Source organism: Citrobacter sp. Cf132 (assembly GCF_030333885.1).
In the GTDB taxonomy this organism is placed as follows: Bacteria; Pseudomonadota; Gammaproteobacteria; order Enterobacterales; family Enterobacteriaceae; genus Citrobacter; species Citrobacter freundii.
The window spans coordinates 1-22,614 of sequence record NZ_JAOWFA010000050.1; the positions used below are offsets into that span (position 1 = coordinate 1).

Sequence of the window (22,614 nt, forward strand, 5' to 3'; positions counted from 1 at the left end):
AACGGAACAGGCTTCAGTGAAATAGCGAATATCCTGGGTTCAAAACCCGGAACGATCTTCACTATGTTAAGGGATACTGGCGGCATAAAACCCCATGAGCGTAAGCGGGCTGTAGCTCACCTGACACTGTCTGAGCGCGAGGAGATACGAGCTGGTTTGTCAGCCAAAATGAGCATTCGTGCGATAGCTACTGCGCTGAATCGCAGTCCTTCGACGATCTCACGTGAAGTTCAGCGTAATCGGGGCAGACGCTATTACAAAGCTGTTGATGCTAATAACCGAGCCAACAGAATGGCGAAAAGGCCAAAACCGTGCTTACTGGATCAAAATTTACCATTGCGAAAGCTTGTTCTGGAAAAGCTGGAGATGAAATGGTCTCCAGAGCAAATATCAGGATGGTTAAGGCGAACAAAACCACGTCAAAAAACGCTGCGAATATCACCTGAGACAATTTATAAAACGCTGTACTTTCGTAGCCGTGAAGCGCTACACCACCTGAATATACAGCATCTGCGACGGTCGCATAGCCTTCGCCATGGCAGGCGTCATACCCGCAAAGGCGAAAGAGGTACGATTAACATAGTGAACGGAACACCAATTCACGAACGTTCCCGAAATATCGATAACAGACGCTCTCTGGGGCATTGGGAGGGCGATTTAGTCTCAGGTACAAAAAACTCTCATATAGCCACACTTGTAGACCGAAAATCACGTTATACGATCATCCTTAGACTCAGGGGCAAAGATTCTGTCTCAGTAAATCAGGCTCTTACCGACAAATTCCTGAGTTTACCGTCAGAACTCAGAAAATCACTGACATGGGACAGAGGAATGGAACTGGCCAGACATCTAGAATTTACTGTCAGCACCGGCGTTAAAGTTTACTTCTGCGATCCTCAGAGTCCTTGGCAGCGGGGAACAAATGAGAACACAAATGGGCTAATTCGGCAGTACTTTCCTAAAAAGACATGTCTTGCCCAATATACTCAACATGAACTAGATCTGGTTGCTGCTCAGCTAAACAACAGACCGAGAAAGACACTGAAGTTCAAAACACCGAAAGAGATAATTGAAAGGGGTGTTGCATTGACAGATTGAATCTACACTGGCTATTTTCGCCAGTCGACTGGAATAAATTTCAATCTTTCCGGACGGTGTTTTGAGCGGATTGGCCTGCGGATCGTCGCGGAATTTTTTATAAGCGACAAAATGCCCGTTAGGGTCTTTACGTTTATAGATCCCCATTTTTTTCAGCTCGTCATAGGAAGGCAGCGCGGGGTCTTTGGCCAGCATTTTTGCATACAAATACTGGAGCCACTGTTCCTGAGTACGGCCCTCCGTAAAGCGTTGATAGATATCATTGCCAAGGCGTTTGGCGACTTCGCTCATTATCCAGTAGATCGGTTTACGCTCGAACTTCGGTGACGTCGCGGGTTGAATAAAAATGAGGTATCCCATGTTGCCCGCATAGTCGTTAGGAATAATGTCTTCCTGTTCGACGGTCATTAGGTCCGGCAGCAGAATATCGGCATATTTGGCCGAGGATGTCATGAAGTTTTCGATGACCACTATCATTTCGCATTTCGTATCATCCTGAAGGATCTCATGCGTTTTATTGATATCTGAGTGCTGATTAGTAATGGTGTTGCCCGCGTAGTTCCAGATAAATTTAATCGGTACATCGAGCTTATCTTTCCCGCGCACGCCATCGCGGGTTGCGGTCATTTCCGGGCCACGAGCGATGGCGTCGGTCCAGCTAAAGCAGGATATCTGGGTCTTGATGGGATTCTCCGGCAGCGGCATGCGTTCAATCGTGATGGTGTAGGTTGATTCTCGTGCACCGCTATTGCCGCCGTTGATGCCAACGTTGCCGGTCAGGATAGGCAACATCGCGATCGCGCGTGAGGTCAGTTCGCCGTTAGCCTGACGTTGCGGACCCCAACCCTGACAAATATATGCCGGTTTTGTGCTGCCGATTTCCCGAGCCAGTTTGATAATGCGATCGGCGGGGATCCCGGTGACATGCGAGGCCCATTTGGGCGTTTTAGCGATACCGTCATCGCCGTTGCCAAGTATATAGGCCTTGTAATGTCCGTTAGCGGGGGCGTCGGCGGGTAGGGTTTTCTCGTCATAACCAATGCAATATGTGTCGAGGAACGCCTGGTCGACAAGATTTTCGTTAATCATAACCCAGGCAAGTCCCGCCACGAGTGCGGCATCGGTTCCTGGGCGGATAGGGATCCACTCATCTTCACGACCCGCAGCGGTATCGGTATAGCGCGGATCAATGACGATCATCCGGGCATTAGATCGCTCCCGGGCCTGCTCAAGGAAGTACGTTATTCCGCCGCCGCTCATGCGCGTTTCGGCAGGATTATTGCCAAACATTACTACCAGTTTCGTGTTTTCGATGTCGGATGTGCTGTTGCCGTCATTTGAGCCGTAGGTATAAGGCATTGCTGCCGCGATTTGTGCGGTGCTGTAAGTGCCGTAATGGCTCAGGAAACCGCCATAGCAGTTCATCAGGCGAGCGACCAGCGAGGCGTAAGGAGAGGAGCGCGTAATGTTGCCGCCTACAATGCCTGAGGTGTAATTAATATAAACAGCTTCATTACCGTATTTCTCCACGGTATTTTTTAAACTGTCACTGATGGTATCCAGCGCTTCCTGCCAGGTTATACGTTCGAATTTTCCCTCACCACGTTTGCCTACGCGCTTCATCGGATAATTCAGGCGATCCGGATGATTGATCCGTCGGCGGATTGAACGCCCACGCAGACAGGCACGAACCTGGTGCTGACCATAAAGATCGTCTCCGGTCGTATCGGACTCCACCCATACGACTTCGTCATCTTTGACGTGGAGTTGCAGGGCACAACGGCTGCCGCAGTTTACGGAACACGCGCCCCAAACCACTTTCTCTTCAGCCGGTTGTATCGCCTGTTGTACCGCAGCGGCGGCGGTGCGCATTCCAAAAGGTAATGACAGCCCGCCTGCGGCAAGCGCCAGCGAACCGATAGCCGAGGATTTCACTAACGTCCTGCGGCTGATGCCTCCATATTGCTCAATATCAGACATAACTCACTCCATTATAGTTATCGCTATATATTAATCTCTACAGCGAAATTAATAGCATGCTAATAATGGAGTGAGTTTACCCATTTATGAGTATGTCATCTTAATGCATATCAAACTGGAGTAACCCTCCGCGCACGGAGGGTGAGATTTATTGCGGTTCGGCGACGTGTCCGTCTTGTGCAGATGTGCTATTGGCGGGGGCGTTGCCGCTGTTGGTCCGGGTATAGAGAATTTTGTGCGTATCATTTGCACAATGTCCGACTACCAGTGAGTCAGGTTGATCGGCCTGATCGTTGGGGACAATATTCAGCGTGAAGCTGGATTCAGCAACACCATTATTGATGATGCGCTGTTCGATATCGCTTTTTACGCGTTCGCATGACGCGGGTGCCGCCAGAACCTGCGGGGAAGCGACTACCAATATGATCGCGGCAATTCCTGGTATGTATTTCATCATCAGCTCTTTTATGATCGACTTAAACTAAGATTAGCATTTCTGGTGTAAATAACTGTATTTGCTAATATGATTGAGAATTATCTTCTTATCCCGGTGAAAAATGTGAAGAAACAGACCCTGTTAGGTTTCCTGTGCGTCGTGCTGGTTGGGTGTGATAACGCCAAAGGGCTGGTTTCCTTTACGCCGGAAATGGCCAGTTTTTCCAATGAATTTGATTTCGACCCGCTGCGTGGGCCGGTGAAAGATTTCAGCCAGACGCTGCTCAATGATAAAGGTGAGGTTACTAAGCGTGTCGTTGGTACGCTGTCACAGGAAGGTTGTTTCGATACGCTTGAACTGCACGATATTGAAAACAATACCGGTATGGCGCTGGTCCTGGATGCAAACTACTACCGGGATGCCGAAACGCTGGAAAAACGGATCCGTTTACAGGGCAAATGCCAACTGGCGGAACTGCCTGCGGCAGGAGTGGTGTGGGATACCGACGATAACGGTTTTGTCGTTTCTGCCACGGGGAAAGAGATGAAGGTGGAATATCGCTATGATGCGGAAGGCTACCCGCTGGGTAAAACAACCGTCAATAAGGACAATACCTTACAGGTTGATGCCAAACCGTCGGTCGACCCGTTGAAGAAGCTGGATTACACCGCGGTGAGCCTGCTCAACAATCATCCGGTAGGCCACGTCAAACAAACGTGCAAATACGATGAATACGCAAATCCGGTCAACTGCCAGCTCGTTATCGTTGACGAGAGCGTGAAGCCGGCAGTTGAACACCATTACTCAATTGAAAACACCATCGCGTACTATTAGTCAGGCTTTATTGAGCTGTAGGTTGCAGCAGGTTTGGACCTGACGTTTTGTGTTCTGCCAGATACTGCTGCTGGAAGATACACATACGGATAGTGTTGCGGTATTGGCCGTTGATAAAGAATTCATGAATCAGCTCGCCTTCGACCATAAAGCCAAGTTTACGGTAGATGTGGATAGCTTTTTCGTTCTCTTTATCAACGATCAGATACAGCTTATATAAATTGAGTACGGTAAAGCCGTAATCCATCGCCAGCTTAGCAGCCCGGGAAGCCAGACCTTTGCCCTGATAATCAGGGGAAATAATGATCTGGAATTCCGCCCGTCGGTGCACATGGTTAATTTCAACCAGTTCCACGAGTCCGGCTTTTTCACCGTCGCATTCCACCACAAAGCGACGTTCGCTTTGGTCGTGAATGTGTTTGTCATACAGGTCTGACAGCTCAACAAACGCTTCGTAAGGTTCTTCAAACCAGTAACGCATTACGCTGGCGTTATTATCAAGCTGATGGACGAATCGTAAATCTTCACGCTCCAGCGGGCGCAACTTAACACTGAGGGCGCTAGTCATATCGTATCCTTTCAATATCCTTCAAAGTGCAATGATTATGGGGCAACGGTGCGGCCAGTACGGCGGTCAAGGCAGCGCAATGTGTTAGGTTCCCAGTACGCATTAATATTAGCGCTCTGTTCGCATTTATCACGGCTATCAAAGGCTGTATCGGCTTTGTCCCACTCTTTCTCTGCACGTTTGTTGACTTTCTGGCGAAGCTGACGCGTATCGTTCCATTGTTCCTTTTCCATTGCTGCTTGTTGACGACTTTGCGCACTGTCCCCGGATTCAATGACCAGTTTACTGGTTTCAGCAAATGCGGAAGAGGTGTACACAGCCGCAGCCAGCGTCAGCATAGCCGTCAGGCACAGGCGTTTGGTCAGTGTAATTTTCATGGCGAATTCCTTTTATGGGAAAGGGTAAAAACGATAAAACAGGGTTAAATTCTACACTATTCCGGTTTGCGGGCATACCCACCCGGTGGATATGGATACGCTAACGAGATTCTGTCGTATCATAGTTAAACCGAAGGTAACTGAATAACATCAATGCTTAAGACCACATTTCTTTTTTTCGTCACCGCGTTATGCGAAATCATTGGCTGCTTTTTACCCTGGCTTTGGCTTAAGCGAGGGGCTACAGCCTGGTTACTGATACCCGCGGGGGTGTCACTGGCTTTATTCGTCTGGTTGCTGACACTGCATCCGGCAGCCAGCGGGCGTGTATACGCAGCCTATGGCGGTGTTTACGTGGTGACCGCGCTGTTATGGCTACGCATTGTCGATGGTGTAAAACTCAGTTTGTATGACTGGTATGGCGCGCTGGTGGCGTTGTGCGGCATGTTGATCATTGTGGCTGGATGGGGGCGCGCATAGCGCCTTTTTTTGTGATCAAGCAGTGCTTTTTTGATCTTTATACTTGTATGGTAGTAGCTCAGTTGAGTAAATTTCCTGCATCACAAGAACAGATGTAGGGAATAAGAAATGAAGATTGTTGGGGCTGATGTTTTTGTTACCTGTCCTGGGCGTAATTTTGTGACGTTGAAAATTACGACAGAAGATGGGATCACCGGGCTGGGAGATGCCACGTTAAATGGACGCGAGCTGTCCGTGGCGTCGTATCTGAAAGATCACGTGTGTCCGCAGCTTATTGGTCGCGATGCGCATCGTATTGAGGATATCTGGCAGTTTTTCTACAAAGGCGCGTACTGGCGTCGTGGGCCGGTCACCATGTCGGCGATTTCCGCAGTGGATATGGCATTGTGGGACATCAAAGCGAAAGCAGCCAATATGCCGTTGTACCAGTTACTCGGCGGTGCTTCTCGTGAAGGAGTTATGGTTTATTGCCACACCACAGGCCATACCGTTGATGACGTACTGGAAGATTATGCGCGTCATAAAGAAATGGGTTTTAAAGCGATTCGCGTACAGTGTGGCGTACCGGGCATGAAAACCACTTACGGTATGTCTAAAGGCAAAGGATTGGCTTACGAACCTGCCACCAAAGGGCAATGGCCGGAAGAGCAGTTGTGGTCAACGGAGAAATACCTCGATTTCACGCCAAAACTGTTTGAAGCCGTGCGCGATAAATTCGGTTTCAACGAACATCTTCTGCACGACATGCATCACCGTCTGACGCCAATTGAAGCGGCCCGTTTTGGCAAAAGCATTGAGCAATATCGTCTGTTCTGGATGGAAGACCCTACCCCAGCAGAAAACCAGGAGTGCTTCCGCCTGATCCGCCAGCATACGGTCACGCCGATTGCGGTAGGGGAAGTGTTCAACAGCATCTGGGACTGTAAACAGCTTATTGAAGAACAACTGATCGACTATATCCGCACCACCATCACCCATGCGGGTGGTATCACCGGTATGCGCCGGATTGCTGATTTCGCGTCGCTGTATCAGGTACGTACCGGTTCACATGGACCTTCCGATCTATCGCCTGTGTGCATGGCCGCCGCGCTGCATTTTGATCTGTGGGTACCGAACTTCGGCGTACAGGAATATATGGGCTATTCCGAGCAGATGCTGGAAGTGTTCCCACATAACTGGACATTTGATAACGGCTATATGCACCCAGGAGACAAACCCGGCCTTGGGATCGAGTTTGACGAAAAACTGGCGGCGAAATATCCGTATGACCCTGCATATCTGCCTGTTGCTCGCCTGGAAGATGGCACGCTGTGGAACTGGTAAGGAGTGATTTGCTATGAAAAGTATCGTGATTGAAAAACCGAATACGCTGATTATCGCCGAACGACCGGTGCCAGAACCCTCAGCAGGTGAGGTCAGGGTAAAAGTGAAACTGGCGGGAATTTGTGGTTCAGACAGCCATATTTACCGCGGTCATAATCCATTTGCACAATACCCGCGCGTAATTGGCCACGAGTTTTATGGTGTGATCGAGGCGGTAGGTGACGGCGTTGACCATTCGCGAATAGGCGAGCGGGTGTCCGTTGATCCGGTCATCAGCTGTGGACATTGTTATCCCTGTTCCATTGGTAAACCTAACGTTTGTACATCGCTGGTGGTGCTGGGCGTACATCGCGATGGCGGTTTCAGCGAGTACGCTGTCGTGCCGGCGAAAAACGCCTGGACGATCCCCGATACTGTGCCGGATGAGCATGCCGTTATGGTCGAACCATTTACCATCGCCGCAAATGTAACCGGGCAAATTAATCCGACAGAAAACGATATTGCGCTGATTTATGGCGCAGGGCCTATGGGACTGACCACTGTACAGGCGCTTAAGCGTGTCTATAAGGTTAAAACCGTAGTGATTGCTGACAGAATCGATGAACGCCTGGCCATGGCGAAGCAGTGTGGTGCAGACTGGGCCATCAATAATAGTCAGCACTCGTTGCAAGAGTTTCTGGTAGAAAACGGGCTAAAACCGACCCTCATCGTGGATGCAGCTTGCCATCCATCCATTTTACAGGAGGCTATCACGCTGGCATCGCCAGCCGCGCGAATTGTTCTGATGGGCTTCTCCAGCGATCCTTGTCAGATTATTCAACAAGGTATTACCGGTAAAGAACTGTCCATTTATTCCTCAAGATTAAATGCGAACAAATTCCCGGTTGTGATTGACTGGTTGGTCAATGGACTCATCGATCCTAATCAACTTATTACTCACACTTTTGACTATCACCACGTTACAGACGCAATTGAATTGTTTGAGAAAGATCAGCAGCACTGCTGCAAAGTCTTACTCACATTCACTGAATAATATAAAAACTGCGAGTAAGTGGTACGCATCTTACCTCTTAGAGATAGCCAATATGAATCAAGAAAAACACGAAAGGTCCACGAAAGATCTGGTCAGAGCTGCCGTATCCGGATGGTTGGGTACTGCGCTCGAATTTATGGATTTTCAGTTATATTCTCTGGGTGCCGCACTGGTATTCCATGAAATATTTTTCCCGGAACAGTCTGCCGCCATGGCGCTTATTTTAGCGATGGGTACATACGGTGCAGGATATATTGCTCGTATCGTTGGCGCATTTATATTTGGCAAAATGGGTGACAGCATTGGGCGTAAAAAAGTGCTGTTTATTACCATCACCATGATGGGAATTTGTACGACCTTAATTGGCGTGCTACCAACATATGCACAAATTGGTATCTTTGCGCCTGTTCTGCTGGTGACGCTGCGTATCGTGCAAGGGCTTGGTGCAGGGGCTGAAATCTCCGGCGCAGGCACGATGCTTGCTGAGTACGCGCCAAAAGGTAAACGTGGCATTATTTCCTCACTTGTTGCCATGGGAACCAACTGTGGAACCCTTAGCGCAACGGCCATCTGGGCAGTGATGTTCTTTGTTCTCGACCGTGAGGAGTTATTAGCCTGGGGTTGGCGTATTCCGTTCCTGGCGAGTGTCGTGGTGATGATCTTTGCCATCTGGTTACGTATGAATCTCAAAGAAAGCCCGGTATTTGAGAAAGTGAATGATGAAGAAAACGCTCCGGCATTAAATAATTCGTCAGAAAACACGCTGGGGGCGATGTTTACCAGTAAATCTTTCTGGCTGGCAACCGGCCTACGTTTTGGACAGGCGGGTAACTCAGGGTTAATCCAAACCTTCCTTGCCGGTTATTTAGTGCAAACGCTGTTATTTGATAAATCTATCCCCACTGATGCCTTAATGATCAGTTCGGTACTGGGCTTTATTACAATACCGTTGCTTGGTTGGTTGTCTGATAAATTTGGTCGTCGTTTGCCTTATATTATCCTGAATATCTCGGCAATTATTTTGGCTTACCCGATGTTGTCAATTGTAGTGGATAAAACGTATAGCCCGGGTGTCATTATGACGGCACTGATTGTTATTCATAACTTTGCCGTATTGGGATTATTTGCTCTCGAAAATATTACTATGGCGGAAATGTTCGGTGCCCGTAACCGGTTTACGCGAATGGCGATTTCAAAAGAGGCGGGCGGGTTAGTTGCCGTTGGTTTTGGTCCGGTTCTGGCGGGTATTTTCTGCAACATGACCAATTCCTGGTGGCCAATTCTGGTGATGGTCATCGCCTACTCACTGATCGGTCTGATTTCCGCGTTGCTGATGCCAGAAGTGAAAGATCGCGACCTGAGCGTGCTTGAGGATGCTGCCGAGGTGAATAAAGCCGAGAAGGTTCGTTGCTCGGTGACTCAGACAAACTGATACCAGACACTAGCATGGACGGATGTCTCATACGCTGTCCATGCTATTACACACCTTTATATGATGTCATACCAATCATAAAAAGCTTAATGCAAATCAAAACATACAACCATACAGGCGTTACTCTGGAACAGTCCTGATTTCATTTATAAGTAGGCCATACCATGCAAAACAAGCTCTTAGCGGCAAAGGCTGCACTTCCTGACTACGATCGTACAAAACTGGTTCCGCGTATTGTTCATCTGGGGTTTGGCGCGTTTCACCGCGCACATCAGGGGGTTTACGCTGACATTTTGGCTGCAGACCACGGCAGTGACTGGGGCTACTGCGAAGTGAATCTGATTGGCGGCGAGCAGCAGATTTTCGATCTGAAACAGCAAGATAATCTGTATACCGTTGCAGAGATGTCTGCTGATGCCTGGACTGCGAGAGTCGTGGGCGTGGTGAAAAATGCATTGCATGCACAGGTTGATGGTCTGGAAAGCGTACTGGCAGCGATGTGTGAACCACAAGTCGCGATCGTTTCCCTGACCATAACGGAGAAAGGATACTGCCATTCCCCGGCGACCGGTGAACTGATGTTAGACAATCCAATGATTGCCGCCGATCTGCAAAACCCAAAACAGCCAAAAACTGCGCCAGGCGTAGTGGTTGAGGCTTTGGCACGCCGCAAAGCGGCAGGTTTAGCCGCCTTTACTGTGATGTCCTGCGACAACATGCCTGAAAACGGTCATGTAATGCGTAATGTTGTCACCGCGTATGCCAGAGCGGTGGATGAAGAACTGGCTGCGTGGATCGAACAACATGTGACGTTCCCGTCGACAATGGTTGACCGAATTGTCCCGGCAGTTACCCCAGAGACTCTGGACAAAATTGAACACATCACTGGCGTACGCGACCCGGCAGGTGTGGCATGTGAGCCTTTCCGTCAGTGGGTTATCGAAGATAACTTTGTTTCCGGTCGCCCTGAATGGGAGAAGGCAGGAGCGGAGCTGGTGGCAGATGTCATTCCGTTTGAAGAGATGAAACTGCGCATGCTCAACGGCAGCCACTCTTTCCTGGCTTATCTTGGTTATCTGGCCGGTTATCAACACATTAATGATTGTATGGACGATGAAAACTATCGTCTTGCTGCTCGTGCGCTGATGTTGCAGGAACAAGCACCCACGCTGAAAGTAAAAGGTGTTGATCTACAGCGTTATGCCGATCTGTTAATTGAGCGTTACAGCAACCCGGCACTGCGTCATCGTACCTGGCAGATCGCTATGGACGGAAGCCAAAAATTGCCGCAGCGTATGCTTGATTCCGTTCGTTGGCACATTGTAAACGGCAGTCACTTTGATTTACTGGCGCTGGGTGTGGCGGGCTGGATGCGCTACGTCGGCGGTGTGGATGAGCAAGGCCAGGCGATTGAAATTAGCGATCCGCTGTTGCCCGTGATCCAGAATGCGGTGCGTAGCAGTAACGAGGGCGAAGAGCGCGTTCGGGCGCTGCTGGCGATCGATGCAATCTTTGGTCGTGAACTGCCGCAGGTTGAAGTGTTCAAAAACCAGGTTACACAAGCATATCTTGCTTTACTGGCTGAAGGGGCGAAGGCGACGGTTGCGAAGCATGCAGCAAAACTGAAGTAACGAAGATTATGCTTTATGTCGCCATCTGGCTTTCAAAGGGCCAGATGGCGCTGTGTTTTCTGGCATTCACACCAATTAGTTCATGCCTAAACGAATCAGCTCGAGGGGGGCATATTTGCCTTCACACCCTTCGATTTCCACTGTTTTTCCGCGGCGAATCTGCTCAGCGGTCAGGCCATCGGTATCTATCGCTGTAATGCGGCCTGTGAGCCCGGTGTCGCTGATCATGACGCGGCTGCCAGTGGTGATTGCGTTACGGTTACGATCGTATGTTTTCATGGTGTTTTCTCCTTTCCAACTTACCGTCAAAGCCCGTGGGCTTTTAGTCCCACGTAACGGGCGCAATATAAATACGCTTCTCGTTAAGGATTTTTTTTGTTTTCGATCAAAATCACAGCTTTTTTTATGCAGTTATGAAGGAGAGGAGAAACTCACCCCGGTGTGAGGCGAGCGTAGTATTAATCTTCACTGAACCAGTCGCTATTTTCCTGACGAATAAGCTGAACGGACTCACCAATTTCCTGGAGATGGAGCATCATTGCGCGCTCGACCGCATCGCCATCATGTTTCTCAAGGGCGGCAAAGATATCGTGATGCTGGCGTAACAGCATTTCAGGCGGGGAAATATGATCCAGGCTCATATAACGAACGCGGTCAATTGTAGCCTTTATATTCTCAACGGTATCCCAGGCGAGTTGGCACTCGGCGATTAAAGCCAGTTTCTGATGAAACTCATCATCAAGCTGGAAGAAATCATTGATCTGTTTTCGGTCAATTGCGATGCGCTGCTGATGCAAATTTTGTTCAAGCTGATAGCACTGCTGGTCGTTGATCAGCGATGCGGCGCGGCGTACCACGGCACATTCAATCGCCTGGCGGACAAAACAACCATTTTGCACCTGCGACAGCGAAATCTTGTTCACATAGCTGCCACGCTGTGGGCGGATCTGAATCAGACCGTTTTCTGCCAGTTTGATGAATGCTTCTCGTACCGGCTGGCGTGACACATTAAAGCGTACGGAAACCTCTTTCTCAGACAGCGGTGTACCGGGTGCGATCAGACAATGCACGATATCACGGCGAAGAATACGGTAAATCTGTTGATTTACTGGCTGTGTAGGGTTGAGCTGCGTTTCTACGGTCATTCATTCTTACTTTTTAGAGAGTTAACCCAGTTATTTTATCACTTCTTTCAGGCTATCTATACCCGGCGCAAGGCCGGGCAGATAAATTAGCTCCGATGAATACTCAGCCCGGCAAAAGACTGTGTGACAGGCATCATTTCAAGGGTGTTGATATTGACATGAGCCGGTAAAGAAGCCACCCACCATACCGCTTCTGTGACATCTTGCGGGGTCAGCGCCGTGGTATTTTCGTAGGCTTTTTCAGCTTTGGCATCATCACCTTTGAAACGGACATTAGAGAATTCCGTACCGCCAACCAGACCCGGTTCGATGTCGGTAACGCGAATGGCAGTGCCGTGTAAATCAGTACGTAAATTCAGGCTAAACTGGCGAACAAATGCTTTGGTCGCACCGTAGACGTTACCGCCAGCGTATGGCCAACTGCCCGCTGTAGAACCGATATTGATAATATGACCGCGGTTGCGTTCAACCATGCCTGGCAGAACGGCACGGGTCATATAAACCAGCCCCTTGTTGTTGGTGTCGATCATATTTTCCCAGTCTTCAACGCTGGCCTTATGGGCAGGCTCAAGGCCCAGCGCCAGACCTGCGTTGTTGACCAGAACATCAATATTGCGCCATTCAGCAGGGAGGGCGTCCAGCATCTCTTCAATTGATGCACGATTACGTACGTCCAGTTGCGCGGTATAGAGGCGGTCACCCAATTCCTCTTTCAGTTCCTGCAGGCGCTCCTGGCGGCGTCCGGTGGCAATAACTTTATGCCCATTCTCAATAAAACGACGCGTAATGCACTCACCAAAACCTGCGGTTGCTCCGGTTACTAAAACGATCATCTCACTGTTCCTCAACGCTTTTTATGTAGTACTACCATAGCACGTCATTTCCGTTCAGAGCTATTCCTGCGTAACGCGATTGCGGTTGATTCCTGTGAAGTCTACTCTGGTAAACAAATCGTTTTCAGGAGTGAAAAATGTCGTTAACGAATCCTTTTTTACGTCACAGCACGTTGCCGTATCAGGCCCCGCAGTTTGATCAGATAGAGGTGCAGCACTATCGCCCAGCGTTCGATGAAGGCGTGCGGCAAAAACGTGCAGAGATCGAGGCGATTGTGCAAAACCCGCTAGCCCCTGATTTTGCCAATACGTTGCTGGCGCTTGAACAAAGCGGCGTTTTGTTGACACGCGTAACCAGCGTTTTCTTCGCGATGACGGCGGCGCACACCAACGATGAACTACAGCACCTTGACGAAGAGTTTTCCGCAGAACTGGCGAGCCTTGCCAATGATATCTATCTCAATGAAGCACTCTTTTCACGCGTTGAAGCTGTCTGGCAACGGCGAGGTTCTCTGGGGCTGGAAAGCGAATCATTACGCTTGCTGGAGGTCATCCACCAGCGTTTTGTACTGGCCGGCGCATGTCTGAATGAGACTGATAAAGCGAACCTTAAAGCGCTCAATACAGAGTCCGCCACGCTGACCAGCCAGTTTAACCAACGGCTGCTGGCAGCGAACAAGTCTGCTGCTCTGGTGGTGGATGATGCACGTTACCTGGAGGGACTCAGCGCTGAGGAAATTGCCGTTGCCGCTGAAGCTGCAAGGGAGAAAGGGCTCGACGCGCGTTGGGTTATCCCGCTATTGAACACGACTCAGCAACCGGCGCTTGCGGCGTTACGCGATCGCCATACACGTGAAAGTCTGTTCACCCGCGCATGGAAGAGAGCAGAAAACAATGACGCTAACGATACTCGGGCTATTATTCAGCGACTGGTCGAGATCCGGATGCAGCAGGCGAAACTACTCGGTTTTGCCAATTACGCTGCATGGAAAATTGCCGACCAGATGGCAAAAACACCGGAAGCTGCACTGAATTTCATGCGGGCGATTGTTCCTGCCGCGCGAGCTCGGGCACTAGATGAACAGGCCGAAATCCAGAATGTTATCAATCACGAACAGGGGCAATTTAACGTCGAGGCCTGGGACTGGGCATTTTATGCTGAGCAGGTTCGTCGTGAGAAATATGCTCTGGATGAGGCGCAGCTCAAACCTTACTTTGCCCTTGTTACGGTGCTGAACGAGGGCGTTTTCTGGACGGCCAATCAACTCTTTGGCATAAAATTTATAGAACGGTTTGACATTCCTGTTTATCACCCGGATGTTAGGGTATGGGAAATATTTGATCACGATGGCGTAGGTCTGGCGTTATTTTACGGCGATTTCTTTGCCCGGGAATCGAAAAGCGGTGGTGCCTGGATGGGCAATTTTGTTGAGCAATCGCAACTCAATGAAACCCGGCCGGTTATTTACAACGTGTGTAATTATCAAAAACCGGCAAAAGGTCAGCCTGCATTGTTATTGTGGGATGATGTTATTACGTTATTTCATGAGTTTGGGCACACGTTGCACGGTCTGTTCGCCACTCAGCGTTACGCCACGCTTTCAGGGACCAACACTCCGCGTGATTTTGTTGAATTTCCTTCGCAGATTAACGAACACTGGGCGAGTCATCCGCAGGTCTTTGCCCGTTTTGCTCGTCATGTTGTTACTGGGGAGCAAATGCCGCAGGCGTTGCGAGATAAAATGCAGCAGGCCAGCCTGTTTAACAAAGGTTACGACATGACCGAACTGCTCAGTGCTGCATTGCTGGATATGCGCTGGCACGGTCTGGAAAATAGCGCGTTATCTCTTTCGGTCGATCAATTTGAACAACAGGCGCTGGCAGCAGAAGGTTTGGATCTCAAGGCCGTGCCGCCACGATATCGCAGCAGTTATTTTGCCCATATCTTCGGCGGCGGTTATGCCGCGGGTTATTACGCCTATCTGTGGACGCAAATGCTGGCCGATGACGGCTATCAGTGGTTTGTAGAGCAGGGCGGATTAACTCGTGAAAACGGGCAGAAATTCCGCGAAGCGATTTTGTCCCGCGGAAATAGCACTGATTTAGCTGAACTCTATCGTCAGTGGAGCGGACGAGATCCAAAAATGGAGCCGATGCTGGAACATCGTGGTTTGAGCGCGTAAGGTTTGTTCAGAGGGGGAAAGTCCTCAATTCAGCTTAGTTAATCATAATGATGCCGATAAATTCATCATTGTGATGAAAAGGGAATTACGCAGTAGGCCGGATAGCGAAGCGCCATCCGGCCTACTGCTTACTGTCGCTTCGCGCATCAACAACCGGATGTGATGCCCGTTTATTTGAATTATCTAAGAAAAGAACCCTGCAATTTAACGTCCTTACCGGAAAAAGTTACTTTTACTCTGTGCGACAATCATTGTTCCAAAACGTTGAACTTCATAGAGGTCTTAAACATGCCTGAACGTACAGAACTTGTTGATAAAATCGTCTTTAACAGTCTGCAAACCTACTTTGAGAATTGGCCACTGGCGACAGCAGAGGATATTGTAATTTTTATCCTGACCGTAACAACTCTGACGGTAGCATCACTGACACTGGATATTCATAGCTATAAAAAGCTTAAGGCATACACATCAGCTTTCTTATCGGTTTTTATCTATCCGCGAAAATAAAAGGCTCAATGAACCGCGACCAATTTGAGCCAGGTATGAACTGAGTCGGCGATACTCGCTATGCCGCGACCAGTGGCATAGCGCAATGCTATTGTTAATCGCGGCTTATTAATTACTATTAAAAAATTTACATAAATTTTCTTTTTTATCGTTAAGATAATTCCATCAGAAACGCTCGAACAGGGAGGGAGAACGTGATGATGAGAAATACGAAGGAAATAGATACAATTTTGATTGAGTTGAACAAGTCCATTGATGCCCACTACAAATGGTTAGTGACAATGTTCCGCTGCGTGGTGTCTTTAGATGTTACTCAGCCGGATATTATGGGTGAAAATTCGCATTGTGTTTGTCGATTTGGACAGTGGCTTAATAATCAATCGCGGTACAATGAGGATGATTGTAGTTACGTAAGCAAGATAAATGCCACCCACGAAAAGATGCATTTATTAGGCAAGGAGTTGCTATTGGCTATAGTGGAGAAACGTAGCCATCCATGGCATTTCGACAGTTTCCAGGACGCGCTGCTGGCATTTACCTCATCTGTAATGGACTACAAAATATATTTATTGAATATCCGCAGTAATATCGATGTATTAACAGGTTTACCTGGCAGAAGAATGCTCGATGAGTCTTTTGATCGGCAGTTGCTCGATGCCGAACCGCTTAATCTCTATATATTGTTGTTAGATATCGATCGTTTTAAATACGTTAACGATACCTACGGCCATTTGGTTGGTGACATTGTATTGCGGGCTCTGGCATCAAATTTATTGTCATGGACGCGATATGATGAGGTGGCGTACCGCTACGGTGGAGAAGAGTTCATTATCATCATCAGAACAAAAACGGACGAGCAGGCATGCCAGGCGGGTTTGAGACTTTGTCGTCTGATTGGGCAGAAAAAAATTCCCTACGCTGATGGAGAGATCGGTATCACGGTGACGGCAGGCATAACCCGAGTCCAACCGGGTGAAACGCTGGATACCGCGCTTGGTCGGGCTGACAGGGCGATGTATCAGGGGAAACAGACCGGCAGAAATCGCTGTATGTTTATGGATGAAAATGAGCAGATCGCGTTGGTGGACACCAATGACGGGACCTCGTATCCCCTCAGTGCGTGAGTTTTCGAAAACGCTTTGAGGTAGTTGCGTTTCGTTTAACTTTCATTGGGGTTGTTGATGATAGGTTAGCTGACTATCCGTTATCTTCGCAGGGAATTGCCAGATAGCGTATAAAAGCAAAACACAAATCTATCCATGCAAGCATTTACCGCTGGTTTATCCGGCGGTTTTTTTTATCTGTAAATCAGGAAAAAGGTACCACGAGCGCGATTTGGGCAAAAAAATGGCCCCTTGTGCAGCTACGCAACAAGGGGCCGGGTCGGTGCAGGACTATCTCCGTTCATCAATCATCCCATCTGTGGCTAAAATACGCGGCCAGGAAACCGGAAAATAAAATAATTCCCAGAACAGCCATAAAAATATTCATATTACCCAGCATAGTAAATGCTCCTTTATCTGTGAGTTTCCTCTCTTACCTTAAGTTCACCTCGCTTATGACTATAGTAGCAATTCAATCTTAAACAAAGGCTGAACTGTGTGATTATTTCGGCTGAAAAGTAAATTTTTGACATGATCACGTCGAATAAAATAAATAATAGTGACGAGACACATTTATCTGCGCACAAATAATCCTGTTTTTAAACCCTGAGACGCTGCTATGACAGTGTGCTGCTGACACAGATTGTTGCACGTTTATAATGCAGAGTTGTCTCATGGTGGTTCAATTTTTCCTTTGATTAACCCGTTTGGTGGGAAAATGTAATACTGATTTTTGTGCTCGAGATGCTAATTTATTGATTTTATATGATGTTTTAATATCTGGCATCGTTTTTGCCTTATCACTTATGAACACCTTTAATTTGCACCGTTTTGTCTGCCCGGCTGCACCGGAGCTTTCAGCAAGTTTAATTTCAGGAGTGAAACTATGCAGCGTCGTACATTTTTAAAAGCTTTTGCACTTTCTGCCTCTGTTGTAGCAATGGGCGTGAGTTTTAGCGTTCAGGCAGCCGACACCATCAAGGTTGGCATCATGCATTCTTTATCCGGCACGATGGCCATATCCGAAACGCCGCTAAAAGATGTGGCGTTGATGGCCATCGATGAAATTAATGCTCAGGGCGGTGTGTTGGGTAAAAAGCTGGAACCGGTGGTGGTTGACCCGGCCTCGAACTGGCCCTTATTTGCTGAAAAAGCAAGGCAGCTGCTGAGTCAGGACAAGGTAGCGGCAGTGTTTGGCTGCTGGACATCGGTTTCGCGTAAATCGGTTCTACCAGTATTTGAAGAATTGAACGGTCTGCTGTTTTACCCAGTGCAATATGAAGGTGAGGAGATGTCGCCTAACGTCTTCTATACCGGCGCAGCCCCCAACCAGCAGGCGATCCCTGCGGTTGAGTATCTGATGAGTGAGGACGGCGGCAGCGCGAAACGCTTCTTCCTGCTGGGCACGGATTATGTTTATCCACGCACGACCAACAAAATTTTACGCGCCTTTTTGCACTCAAAAGGAGTTGCCGATAAAGACATCGAAGAGGTGTACACCCCATTCGGACACAGCGATTACCAGACCATTGTCGCCAGTATTAAAAAATTCGCCGCAGGGGGGAAAACGGCGGTGGTATCAACCATCAACGGCGATTCTAACGTTCCATTCTATAAAGAGTTGGCCAACCAGGGCCTGAAAGCCACCGATGTTCCTGTGGTGGCATTCTCCGTGGGTGAGGAGGAGTTACGCGGTATTGATACCAAACCGCTGGTGGGCAACCTTGCAGCCTGGAACTACTTTGAGTCCGTCGATAACGCTGCCAACAAGAAGTTTGTCGCGGATTACCGGGCGTATGCCAAAGCGCACAAATTACCAAATGCTGAATCGGTGGTGACAAACGACCCCATGGAAGCTACGTATGTTGGCCTCCATATGTGGGCGCAGGCGGTAGAAAAAGCCGGAACGACTGATGTGGATAAAGTTCGCGCTGCAATGGCGGGGCAATCCTTCGCTGCGCCATCAGGCTTTACCCTGACCATGGATGCGACCAACCATCACCTGCATAAACCCGTCATGATTGGCGAGATTGAGGGCAATGGCCAGTTTAACGTGGTATGGCAAACCGATGAGCCAGTCCGCGCCCAGCCATGGAGTCCGTACATCGCTGGTAATGATAAAAAATCTGCACAGCCTGTGAAAACCGCCAGCAACTGATCGTGTGCCCTCCTGCGGGAGGGTAACGCTCTGGAGAATGCTCATGAAAGTTATGCGCTTTATTCGTGGTGTGTTGTTGCTGACGTGGTTTTTGCCGTGGATAGCGCAGGCATCAGATGCCGATACTTTTACAGCCGCAAATCGAACTCAGCAGGCCGCCTTGCTTGAACAATGGGCGGTGAATCCCGATGTTCAGCGCATCCCGCTGCTCAGCGCGTTGCGCGAGGAGAATCTGCTGACTGATAACGCGAAAAATACCTTCATCATGAACGGCTCGCACGCACAACCGTTAGGAACAGCGACAATCCCAAACGGCGAGCTAAAAAAAATTCGCCTGACTAACCGCCTGCGTAATCTGGTGGCAGGAGCGTTGGCTGTCCATCAGCTTTTAAGTGACAGTGTCACGACAAGGTTAGATGCAGCTCGTACATTACAGCGTGAGGCACAGCCGGATATGCTGCCGTTTTTACAGCAACGACTGGCTCAGGAGTCAAATGGTGATGTGAAATCCGCGCTGGCTATTGCACTGGCAAATCTGCAGCTGAACAGTTCCTCGCCGGAGGTCAGACGTCAGGCAATCGAACTATTAGGGTCGTCAAATGATCCTGAAACTCAGGCGCGCCTGCAACCATTCACCCAGGCTGAACATGAACCCGATACCCGCGTGCGTGCTGCCGCTGGCGAAAGCCTGAATTCCATCGCGCATCGCATGAAGATTGGCGATCTTCTTGGACAGGCCTTTATGGGGCTGTCGCTGGGCTCAATTTTGCTGCTGGCGGCATTGGGTCTGGCTATAACCTATGGATTACTCGGCGTCATTAATATGGCGCATGGCGAGATGTTAATGCTCGGGGCTTACTGTACCTGGATGGTACAACAACTGATGAGCCAGTTTTTCCCGCAATGGCTAGCCTGGTATCCGGTTATTGCGCTGCCGGTTGCCTTTTTACTTACCGCAGCGGTAGGAATGCTGCTTGAGCGCGGGGTGATCCGCCATTTATACGGGCGTCCTCTCGAAACGCTGCTGGCGACCTGGGGGATCAGCCTGATGCTCATCCAGTTGGTGCGTATGTCCTTCGGCGCGCAAAACCTGGAAGTCGCCAATCCGGCATGGCTTTCAGGGGGGATTCAGGTTTATGCCAATCTGATTTTACCGTGGAACCGAATTGTGGTGCTTGGCTTTGCCATTCTGGTGCTGTTTTTCACCTGGCTGTTGTTGAATAAAACGCGTCTGGGGCTGCGCGTACGTGCCGTGACGCAAAATCGCAATATGGCGGCCTGCTGCGGCGTACCTACCGGACGAGTCGATATGCTGGCCTTTGGCCTTGGTTCAGGCATTGCCGGGCTGGGGGGCGTAGCGCTCTCGCAGTTGGGCAACGTAGGACCCGAATTGGGGCAAAGCTACATTATCGATTCGTTTCTGGTTGTGGTGCTGGGCGGCGTGGGACAACTCGCAGGGAGCGTGGCCGCGGCGTTTGGACTGGGGATCTTCAATAAAATTCTGGAGCCTCAGGTGGGGGCAGTTCTAGGCAAAATCATGATTCTGGTGCTGATTATTCTGTTTATTCAGAAGCGTCCGCAGGGGCTGTTCGCGCTAAAAGGGAGGGTTATTGACTGATGACGATGCCAATGACATTAACGCTGGCGCGTAAAGCGCCACGCGCGACGCGCATCCTGGGGCTGGGGTTGCTGCTGGCGTTGATTATTCTGCCGTTTCTTGCACTGTTACCTGCGGACCATCCGCTGGCTATATCGGTGTGGACGCTAACGCTGGCCGGGAAAATTCTCTGTTATGCCATTGTGGCGGTCGCGCTGGATCTTGTGTGGGGCTATGCCGGCATGCTCTCGCTGGGACACGGTATTTTCTTTGCGCTGGGAGGGTATGCGATGGGAATGTACCTGATGCGCCAGGCCTCTGGCGAAGGATTACCGGCCTTCATGTCATTCCTGTCGTGGAGCGAGCTGCCGTGGTTTTGGTGGGGGACGCAACATTTTATCTGGGCGCTACTGCTGGTCGTTCTGGTTCCTGGCCTGCTGGCACTGGTATTTGGTTGGTTTGCCTTTCGGTCAAAAATCAAAGGGGTCTATTTCTCCATCATGACCCAGGCCCTGACTTTCGCAGGAATGCTGCTGTTTTTTCGCAACGAAACGGGTTTTGGGGGAAATAACGGTTTTACCGGCTTTACCACCATTCTGGGATTCCCGGTAACCGCCACCTCAACCCGTATCGCGCTGTTTCTGGCGACGGTCATGCTGCTGGTGCTGGCATTATGGCTGGGACAGGCGCTGGCCCGCAGTAAGTTCGGCCGTATTCTGACTGCCGTGCGCGATGCAGAGAACCGTCTGATGTTCTGTGGTTACGATCCGAAAGGTTTCAAGTTACTGGTGTGGACGCTTTCCGCTGTACTGTGCGGCCTGGCAGGAGCGCTGTATGTTCCGCAGGTGGGGATCATTAACCCTAGCGAAATGTCGCCGACCAACTCGATTGAAGCGGCGATTTGGGTTGCCCTCGGCGGACGTGGAACCCTGATCGGCCCGGTATTCGGCGCCGTGTTGGTGAATGGCGCGAAAAGCCTGTTTACCGTCATCATGCCGGAATACTGGCAGCTGTTTCTTGGCCTGATCTTTATTGGCGTTACGCTGTTTTTACCCCGAGGTGTAATTGGTCTGTTTCGCAAGGGAGACAAATAATGCAGCCAGATGAAGGGCTATTTACTCGCCAGATGCCGGGGGATCGGTTTCGCAACCAGACTGATCCGGTGCTACAGCTGGAAAAAATTAACGTTAACTTCGATGGCTTTCAGGCGCTAACCGATCTCACGCTCAATATTGGGGTTGGGGAACTGCGTTGCATCATCGGGCCCAACGGCGCCGGAAAAACGACGTTAATGGATGTCATTACCGGCAAAACCAGGCCGCAAAGTGGTCGTGCGATATACGATCAGTCGACCGACTTAACGACGCTGGATCCCATTGCCATTGCACGTCAGGGGATTGGACGGAAATTTCAAAAGCCCACGGTATTTGAAGCATTAACGGTGGAAGATAACCTGGAGCTGGCGCTGAAAAATGATAAATCTGTCTGGGGTTCTCTACGGGCACGACTCTCAGGCGAACAGCGGGATCGTATTGATGAAGTACTGGCGCTGTTGCGGCTGGGTAATGAGCGGGCCCGCCGCGCCGGTCTGCTTTCGCATGGGCAAAAACAGTTTCTCGAAATTGGCATGCTGCTGGTACAGGAGCCGCATTTACTGCTACTGGATGAACCCGCGGCGGGGATGACGGATGCGGAAACGGAATACACGGCGGAGCTGTTTCGCCAGCTTGCCGGTAAGCACTCTCTGATGGTTGTTGAGCACGATATGGGATTTGTCGAAACCATTGCCGATCGAGTTACAGTATTACATCAAGGACGTGTCCTGGCTCAGGGGAGCCTTCGTGAAGTGCAGGCCAACGAGCAGGTTATTGAAGTTTATCTCGGGCGTTAAGGAGT

At 49.7% G+C, this 22,614-nt stretch carries 21 protein-coding genes and 1 pseudogene; 14 read left to right on the forward strand and 8 right to left on the reverse strand.

All coding sequences use genetic code 11. The features are described from left to right. Positions 1 to 1,098: IS30-like element IS30 family transposase (locus OGV85_RS08535; protein ID WP_074526864.1), on the forward strand; the 1,098-nt coding region annotated here is incomplete at its 5' end. 6 nt (positions 1,099 to 1,104) lie between these two features. On the opposite strand, the pseudogene OGV85_RS08540 reads toward OGV85_RS08535, so the two are convergent. Beyond that, positions 1,105 to 3,078: pseudogene (locus OGV85_RS08540) on the reverse strand (DMSO/selenate family reductase complex A subunit); the annotation flags it as partial. Between the two features lie 148 nt (positions 3,079 to 3,226). Continuing rightward, entirely contained in the window at positions 3,227 to 3,535 is a 309-nt protein-coding gene (locus OGV85_RS08545) for a DUF1161 domain-containing protein (RefSeq protein ID WP_085951541.1), read from the reverse strand. A gap of 102 nt (positions 3,536 to 3,637) precedes the next feature. On the opposite strand from OGV85_RS08545, the gene OGV85_RS08550 reads away from it, so the two are divergent. Further along, entirely contained in the window at positions 3,638 to 4,348 is a 711-nt protein-coding gene (locus OGV85_RS08550) for a YnfC family lipoprotein (protein WP_080971890.1), read from the forward strand. Positions 4,349 to 4,355: 7 nt separating this feature from the next. Here OGV85_RS08550 and speG read toward each other — a convergent pair whose 3' ends face one another. Then, positions 4,356 to 4,916 carry a spermidine N1-acetyltransferase gene (speG, locus tag OGV85_RS08555; protein WP_003032379.1) on the reverse strand — a complete coding sequence of 187 codons (561 nt, stop codon included), beginning with the start codon at positions 4,914 to 4,916 and terminating at the stop codon, positions 4,356 to 4,358. 35 nt (positions 4,917 to 4,951) lie between these two features. Beyond that, positions 4,952 to 5,293 (reverse strand): DUF1283 family protein, encoded by a 342-nt coding sequence (locus tag OGV85_RS08560; protein WP_003032382.1) that lies wholly within the window; start codon positions 5,291 to 5,293, stop codon positions 4,952 to 4,954. A 153-nt stretch (positions 5,294 to 5,446) separates the two neighbouring features. Between OGV85_RS08560 and OGV85_RS08565 the strand changes: the two genes are divergently transcribed. From OGV85_RS08565 to OGV85_RS08585, 5 genes are all read left to right on the forward strand, one after another. Further along, positions 5,447 to 5,773, forward strand: a complete 327-nt coding sequence (locus tag OGV85_RS08565; RefSeq protein ID WP_286553413.1) for a YnfA family protein — start codon at positions 5,447 to 5,449, stop codon at positions 5,771 to 5,773. Between the two features lie 108 nt (positions 5,774 to 5,881). After that, complete coding sequence (gene rspA / locus OGV85_RS08570) at positions 5,882 to 7,096, forward strand: starvation-sensing protein RspA (protein ID WP_003032386.1); 1,215 nt, start codon at positions 5,882 to 5,884, stop codon at positions 7,094 to 7,096. 13 nt (positions 7,097 to 7,109) lie between these two features. Further along, positions 7,110 to 8,129 carry a Zn-dependent oxidoreductase gene (locus OGV85_RS08575; RefSeq protein ID WP_061548249.1) on the forward strand — a complete coding sequence of 340 codons (1,020 nt, stop codon included), beginning with the start codon at positions 7,110 to 7,112 and terminating at the stop codon, positions 8,127 to 8,129. Positions 8,130 to 8,181: 52 nt separating this feature from the next. Continuing rightward, positions 8,182 to 9,561: an MFS transporter gene (locus OGV85_RS08580; RefSeq protein WP_057063241.1), complete on the forward strand. Its 1,380-nt coding sequence runs from the start codon at positions 8,182 to 8,184 to the stop codon at positions 9,559 to 9,561. Between the two features lie 164 nt (positions 9,562 to 9,725). Further along, a complete protein-coding gene (locus OGV85_RS08585; RefSeq protein WP_061548250.1) occupies positions 9,726 to 11,192 on the forward strand; it encodes a mannitol dehydrogenase family protein in 1,467 nt (488 codons plus the stop codon). A 75-nt stretch (positions 11,193 to 11,267) separates the two neighbouring features. Here the strand turns inward: OGV85_RS08585 and ydfZ are convergent, their stop codons facing one another. The 3 genes from ydfZ to ydfG form a co-directional block, all read right to left on the reverse strand. Beyond that, positions 11,268 to 11,471 carry a putative selenium delivery protein YdfZ gene (gene ydfZ / locus OGV85_RS08590; RefSeq protein WP_003032393.1) on the reverse strand — a complete coding sequence of 68 codons (204 nt, stop codon included), beginning with the start codon at positions 11,469 to 11,471 and terminating at the stop codon, positions 11,268 to 11,270. A gap of 179 nt (positions 11,472 to 11,650) precedes the next feature. Next, entirely contained in the window at positions 11,651 to 12,337 is a 687-nt protein-coding gene (locus tag OGV85_RS08595) for a GntR family transcriptional regulator (RefSeq protein ID WP_003032396.1), read from the reverse strand. 86 nt (positions 12,338 to 12,423) lie between these two features. Further along, positions 12,424 to 13,170 carry a bifunctional NADP-dependent 3-hydroxy acid dehydrogenase/3-hydroxypropionate dehydrogenase YdfG gene (gene ydfG, locus OGV85_RS08600; protein WP_003032398.1) on the reverse strand — a complete coding sequence of 249 codons (747 nt, stop codon included), beginning with the start codon at positions 13,168 to 13,170 and terminating at the stop codon, positions 12,424 to 12,426. Positions 13,171 to 13,307: 137 nt separating this feature from the next. On the opposite strand from ydfG, the gene dcp reads away from it, so the two are divergent. The 3 genes from dcp (at position 13,308) to OGV85_RS08615 (ending at position 16,984) form a co-directional block, all read left to right on the forward strand. Further along, on the forward strand, positions 13,308 to 15,353 hold the full coding sequence (dcp, locus tag OGV85_RS08605; RefSeq protein WP_286553416.1) for a peptidyl-dipeptidase Dcp: 2,046 nt from the start codon (positions 13,308 to 13,310) through the stop codon (positions 15,351 to 15,353). Between the two features lie 288 nt (positions 15,354 to 15,641). Beyond that, on the forward strand, positions 15,642 to 15,860 hold the full coding sequence (locus OGV85_RS08610) for a hypothetical protein (RefSeq protein ID WP_061548252.1): 219 nt from the start codon (positions 15,642 to 15,644) through the stop codon (positions 15,858 to 15,860). 197 nt (positions 15,861 to 16,057) lie between these two features. Beyond that, positions 16,058 to 16,984 carry a diguanylate cyclase gene (locus tag OGV85_RS08615; protein ID WP_003032404.1) on the forward strand — a complete coding sequence of 309 codons (927 nt, stop codon included), beginning with the start codon at positions 16,058 to 16,060 and terminating at the stop codon, positions 16,982 to 16,984. A gap of 283 nt (positions 16,985 to 17,267) precedes the next feature. On the opposite strand, the gene mgtS is transcribed toward OGV85_RS08615, so the two are convergent. After that, a complete protein-coding gene (gene mgtS / locus OGV85_RS08620) occupies positions 17,268 to 17,363 on the reverse strand; it encodes a protein MgtS (protein WP_003032406.1) in 96 nt (31 codons plus the stop codon). A 486-nt stretch (positions 17,364 to 17,849) separates the two neighbouring features. Here mgtS and urtA point away from each other — a divergent pair, with 486 nt between their 5' ends. Genes urtA through urtD form a run of 4 tightly spaced genes read left to right on the forward strand, consistent with a single transcriptional unit; the run spans position 17,850 to position 22,609 of the window. Further along, entirely contained in the window at positions 17,850 to 19,121 is a 1,272-nt protein-coding gene (gene urtA, locus OGV85_RS08625; protein WP_061548253.1) for an urea ABC transporter substrate-binding protein, read from the forward strand. A gap of 43 nt (positions 19,122 to 19,164) precedes the next feature. Continuing rightward, a complete protein-coding gene (gene urtB / locus OGV85_RS08630) occupies positions 19,165 to 20,739 on the forward strand; it encodes an urea ABC transporter permease subunit UrtB (RefSeq protein ID WP_061548254.1) in 1,575 nt (524 codons plus the stop codon). Continuing rightward, the gene (gene urtC, locus OGV85_RS08635; protein WP_003843623.1) at positions 20,739 to 21,812 is read left to right on the forward strand and encodes an urea ABC transporter permease subunit UrtC; all 1,074 of its coding nucleotides are present in this window, start codon (positions 20,739 to 20,741) and stop codon (positions 21,810 to 21,812) included. The genes urtB and urtC overlap by 1 nt, the downstream gene beginning before the upstream one ends. Continuing rightward, positions 21,812 to 22,609, forward strand: coding sequence for an urea ABC transporter ATP-binding protein UrtD (gene urtD / locus OGV85_RS08640; protein ID WP_061548256.1), 798 nt, complete (start codon positions 21,812 to 21,814; stop codon positions 22,607 to 22,609). Before urtC ends, urtD begins: the two co-directional genes overlap by 1 nt. Positions 22,610 to 22,614: the final 5 nt, after the last annotated feature.

Bases quoted from the DNA above. Each gene is read 5' to 3' on its own strand.
- OGV85_RS08615 (WP_003032404.1), top strand. From the start codon at position 16,058: ATGATGAGAAATACGAAGGAAATAGATACAATTTTGATTGAGTTGAAC.
- OGV85_RS08595 (WP_003032396.1), bottom strand. From the start codon at position 12,337: ATGACCGTAGAAACGCAGCTCAACCCTACACAGCCAGTAAATCAACAG.
- urtA (WP_061548253.1), top strand. From the start codon at position 17,850: ATGCAGCGTCGTACATTTTTAAAAGCTTTTGCACTTTCTGCCTCTGTT.
- ydfG (WP_003032398.1), bottom strand. From the start codon at position 13,170: ATGATCGTTTTAGTAACCGGAGCAACCGCAGGTTTTGGTGAGTGCATT.
- mgtS (WP_003032406.1), bottom strand. From the start codon at position 17,363: ATGCTGGGTAATATGAATATTTTTATGGCTGTTCTGGGAATTATTTTA.
- speG (WP_003032379.1), bottom strand. From the start codon at position 4,916: ATGACTAGCGCCCTCAGTGTTAAGTTGCGCCCGCTGGAGCGTGAAGAT.
- urtC (WP_003843623.1), top strand. From the start codon at position 20,739: ATGACGATGCCAATGACATTAACGCTGGCGCGTAAAGCGCCACGCGCG.
- OGV85_RS08560 (WP_003032382.1), bottom strand. From the start codon at position 5,293: ATGAAAATTACACTGACCAAACGCCTGTGCCTGACGGCTATGCTGACG.
- ydfZ (WP_003032393.1), bottom strand. From the start codon at position 11,471: ATGAAAACATACGATCGTAACCGTAACGCAATCACCACTGGCAGCCGC.
- urtD (WP_061548256.1), top strand. From the start codon at position 21,812: ATGCAGCCAGATGAAGGGCTATTTACTCGCCAGATGCCGGGGGATCGG.
- dcp (WP_286553416.1), top strand. From the start codon at position 13,308: ATGTCGTTAACGAATCCTTTTTTACGTCACAGCACGTTGCCGTATCAG.
- rspA (WP_003032386.1), top strand. From the start codon at position 5,882: ATGAAGATTGTTGGGGCTGATGTTTTTGTTACCTGTCCTGGGCGTAAT.
- urtB (WP_061548254.1), top strand. From the start codon at position 19,165: ATGAAAGTTATGCGCTTTATTCGTGGTGTGTTGTTGCTGACGTGGTTT.
- OGV85_RS08585 (WP_061548250.1), top strand. From the start codon at position 9,726: ATGCAAAACAAGCTCTTAGCGGCAAAGGCTGCACTTCCTGACTACGAT.
- OGV85_RS08565 (WP_286553413.1), top strand. From the start codon at position 5,447: ATGCTTAAGACCACATTTCTTTTTTTCGTCACCGCGTTATGCGAAATC.
- OGV85_RS08575 (WP_061548249.1), top strand. From the start codon at position 7,110: ATGAAAAGTATCGTGATTGAAAAACCGAATACGCTGATTATCGCCGAA.
- OGV85_RS08580 (WP_057063241.1), top strand. From the start codon at position 8,182: ATGAATCAAGAAAAACACGAAAGGTCCACGAAAGATCTGGTCAGAGCT.
- OGV85_RS08610 (WP_061548252.1), top strand. From the start codon at position 15,642: ATGCCTGAACGTACAGAACTTGTTGATAAAATCGTCTTTAACAGTCTG.
- OGV85_RS08545 (WP_085951541.1), bottom strand. From the start codon at position 3,535: ATGATGAAATACATACCAGGAATTGCCGCGATCATATTGGTAGTCGCT.